Raw genomic sequence first — 3821 nt, 5'->3', positions numbered from 1 at the left:
TTCTCATAAGAAACACAGGGAACACTTCTAATCAAATTATAGCCAAAGAAATAAATATAGGAACTGATAATGAAAAATAAACAGTCGCAAAATAAAAAAGAAAATCTTTACATAACATATTACATAGATGCTTTAGCTTCAGAGAGGTCCGCTGCACAAAATACTCTGGAAAGTTATCGTTCGGATTTACACCAGTTTGAAGAATTTTTATTGGAAAGCGGCACTACCTTGGTTGGTGTAAACAAAACCAATATTAAAGATTATGTGAAATCTTTATGTACACAAAAAAAATATAAAAGTAGCTCTATATCAAGAAAAATATCCGCTATGAAAAATTTTTACAAGTGTCTATTTAATGACGGAATAATAGATTTTAATCCAGCGCCGGCTAATGATGCTGAATTAAAGAATCCAAAAGTTTCTCGTCCTTTGCCTAAGTATTTAAGTGTCGAAGAAATATTTTTGCTAATGGACACAGTGAGAAAATCAGCAAGCGAATCGAATAAAGAGATAAGCAGTAAAAGGCTATGTGCGATTTTAGATATCCTTTACTCTTCTGGAATGCGTGTTTCTGAACTAATTAGTATGAAATTATGTGAAGTGTCACATTTAATAAACAGTAATAACAAAGAATGCTATATAATAATAAAAGGAAAAAGTGGTAGAGAGAGGCAAATTCTTTTTAATGAACAAGCATTGCAGAGCCTTAGAAATTATTTATCAGTTCGTGATAATCTGATCTCTAAAGAAAAGGAATCCGATTGGCTATTCCCAGGTGATAAACCTAATAAACCAATTACAAGGCAGAGGGTCGGTCAATTAATGAAGGAGTTGGCAAGAAAATGCAATATTGATGAAAATAAGATCTCTCCACACGTGGTTAGGCATTCTTTTGCTACCCATCTACTAAATAGCGGAGCAAATATTGTGTTGATACAGAAAGTTCTTGGCCATACTAACCTTTCTACAACACAAATATATACTCATATTGCTAACGAAAAGTTAAAGGACAAATTAGCTGATTCGCATCCTATTACTCAGATGATCAATAATTAAATTTATTGTTTTTAATTTGTAATAAAGTTAAATTTAAATAAATTTATGTGAGTTTGTGATTTCAAGTTTATTGTTTAATTTCTTTCTTATATTATGGGAGGTATTCTATACTTTCATTACTCTCCCTGTAATTTTCTTTTCTGAGTGTGTAATAACCATTTTCCTCGTCTGTTCGGTGAGAGTTGTATTATTCATGCTGCGTTTATTATGTGGCATTAAATATGAAGTGAGGGGAATGGAAAACATCCCTAAGCAACCTTTTATCATTGCATCTAAACACCAATCTCCATTTGAGACATTTATTTTTATACTACTATTTAGAAAAGCGGTTTTTATTTTAAAACGTGAATTGAAATGGATTCCATTCATTGGTTTGCATCTTATAGCGCTGAAAATGATTTTTATTAACCGTTCAGATGGTATCAGTTCTATACGCCATATAATCAAACTAGCAAAAATGCGTATAAAAGAAAATAGAAGCATAATAATATTTCCTGAAGGTACAAGAACAACTATAAACCAAAATATAAAATATCAACCAGGTATTGCTGCTTTATATAGCGTATTATCTGTTCCTGTGTTACCGGTTGCTTTAAACACTGGTTTGTTTTGGCCAAAAAGCATACTTTCTCTGAGAAAGAATCCCGGAAAGGCAGTAATAGAAATATTGCCCCCAATATATCCTGGGTTAAACAAAAATGAATTCTTGCAAAGTTTAGAAAAAATTATTGAAGAGAGAAGCAGTAGATTAACCATAGGAAAAACTGATATTGCAAATTAACAAAAAAACTTTATAATTAAAAGAAAAGTACAGTATTTTAGGTATTAATATATGGCAAATCATAAGAGTGCTAAAAAAATGATAAAGGTAATAGCAAAGCGCACTTTAATAAATAAGATGCGGAAAAGTAAAACTCGCACTGCTATTAGAAATTTGGTTGATATAATCAAGTCTGGCGACAAGGAAAATGTTGTTCTGGCATTTCGGAATGCTGAATCTAATTTACACAAGTGTGTGAATAAAGGTGTTATTCATAGGAATACCGCTGCGCGTAAAATAAGTCGCTTAAATGCAAAAGTAAAAGCATTGATGACCGCTTAATACGGTTAATGTAAAGTTAACTGTATTAATATATACTCCTCAGTTCGTATATTCTGTATAAAATTTAAGTAGCTTAAGTGATGGATAAAAAAGTGCTATTAGAACTAAGTAATGGATTAAAAATCGAGCTACCTGTATTAAGCGGAACAACAGGTCCTGATGTGTTAAATATCAAGGATTTATATAAGATGACAGGATTATTCACTTACGATCCAGGGTTTGTTTCTACAGCTTCATGCTCTTCTACAATTACATTCATTGATGGAGATGAAGGAGTTCTTAAATATAGGGGACATAATATAGCTGATTTGGCAGAGAATAATAATTTTACTGCTGTGATTTATTTATTGCTCTATGGTGAATTACCCAGTTCAGAGCAACACAAAAAATTTCTTCTCAAAATACAAGAATCATCCAAAGTATCAGAGCAAGTTACAAATGTAATTAAAGCATTTCCAAAAACTGCTCACCCTATGTCAATCTTAGTTGCATGTTTTGCAAGTTTGTCAGCATCTTATCATGAAAAGCATGGCAACAATGTCAATGGTGAAGACCTAGATTTTGGAATTTCTGCAATAGCGCAAGTTTCCACAATTATTGCAATGATTTATAGGCATATCAACAATCAGGAATTCATAAATGCTAACAATGAATTAAGTTACAGTGAAAATTTCTTAAAGATGATATTTGGCGATGCTGTTGATAATGATAAAAGCGCCCTTTTTACAAAAGCTCTGGATAAAATATTTACTCTCCATGCTGATCATGAACAGAATGCTTCTACGGCGGCTGTCAGATTGGTGGGATCGGCTGGTTCTAATCTGTTTGCAAGCCTCTCTGCAGGAGTTGCTACACTTTGGGGACCAGCACATGGTGGAGCTAATGAGGCAGTTATAAATATGCTAAAAGAGATAGAGCAAAGTGAAGATATAGATAAATTCATCGAAAAAGCTAAAGATGATAAAGATCCATTTAAATTGATGGGATTTGGACATCGTGTTTATAAAAATTATGATCCGCGCGCGCGTATATTGGAAGGCGCTTGCCATGAGGTTCTAAGTAAACTAGAACAAAATAATGAACTGCTTAAAATTGCAAAAAAACTTGAAGAAATAGCTTTAAAGGATGAATATTTTATCGTGCGTAAGTTATATCCAAATGTTGATTTTTACTCAGGTATAATAATGAATGCTATTGATATCCCCTCAAATATGTTCACGCCTATTTTTGCACTTGCAAGAACCACTGGTTGGGTTACTCAGTGGTATGAAATGATAAATGATAAAGAAACTAAGATCTGTAGACCAAGGCAACTCTATTTTGGTAAATAAATTTATTTTCACTTCATTAGACTTCTTGCATAACCCAAACTAAGTAGAAAAAAGGTGTCATCCGAGTAGCTGACACTGGTTCCTTTACGACGGAAGTGTCCAGAGGTGTCATTCCAGTCTGGAATCCAGAAAAAAGGATGGTGTCATTCCGTATCCGTTCAGCCAATGGCGTCAACTTAAGAACTTTCATTAGCAAACTCTCCTAAAGACATGATGGCGTTTAGGCTTATCTACTTTATTGCGGCTGTCCCGGTCGGATTTTAACTTTAGCGCGTATACTTAAAAAGGGCTTGAAAGTTTTTTGGCGCAATAAGTACCTGATAGAGTTTCTG

At 33.3% G+C, this 3821-nt stretch carries 5 protein-coding genes and 1 pseudogene; 4 read left to right on the top strand and 2 right to left on the bottom strand.

The annotated features are described in order from the left end of the window. Positions 1–69 precede the first annotated feature (69 nt). The 4 genes from OZD62_RS03745 to OZD62_RS03730 all read left to right on the top strand — a co-directional run bounded on the left by OZD62_RS03745 (position 70) and on the right by OZD62_RS03730 (position 3489). On the top strand, positions 70–1056 hold the full coding sequence (locus tag OZD62_RS03745; protein ID WP_095742816.1) for a site-specific tyrosine recombinase: 987 nt from the start codon (positions 70–72) through the stop codon (positions 1054–1056). A gap of 55 nt (positions 1057–1111) precedes the next feature. After that, complete coding sequence (locus OZD62_RS03740; RefSeq protein ID WP_010963063.1) at positions 1112–1837, top strand: lysophospholipid acyltransferase family protein; 726 nt, start codon at positions 1112–1114, stop codon at positions 1835–1837. A gap of 51 nt (positions 1838–1888) precedes the next feature. Beyond that, positions 1889–2158: a 30S ribosomal protein S20 gene (gene rpsT, locus OZD62_RS03735; RefSeq protein ID WP_010081981.1), complete on the top strand. Its 270-nt coding sequence runs from the start codon at positions 1889–1891 to the stop codon at positions 2156–2158. 80 nt (positions 2159–2238) lie between these two features. Next, a complete protein-coding gene (locus OZD62_RS03730; RefSeq protein ID WP_275019460.1) occupies positions 2239–3489 on the top strand; it encodes a citrate synthase in 1251 nt (416 codons plus the stop codon). A 16-nt stretch (positions 3490–3505) separates the two neighbouring features. Here OZD62_RS03730 and OZD62_RS03725 read toward each other — a convergent pair whose 3' ends face one another. Together OZD62_RS03725 and OZD62_RS06185 are read right to left on the bottom strand one after the other, a co-directional pair. Next, entirely contained in the window at positions 3506–3679 is a 174-nt protein-coding gene (locus OZD62_RS03725) for a hypothetical protein (protein ID WP_179943778.1), read from the bottom strand. Beyond that, positions 3679–3821: pseudogene (locus OZD62_RS06185) on the bottom strand (IS4-like element ISWosp8 family transposase); the annotation flags it as partial. The pseudogene OZD62_RS06185 and the gene OZD62_RS03725, both read right to left, overlap by 1 nt.

Origin of the sequence: Wolbachia endosymbiont of Drosophila seguyi, from assembly GCF_028981765.1 — a bacterium.
Classification (GTDB): domain Bacteria; phylum Pseudomonadota; class Alphaproteobacteria; order Rickettsiales; family Anaplasmataceae; genus Wolbachia; species Wolbachia pipientis.
This window is presented reverse-complemented; position numbering and strand designations above follow the sequence as displayed.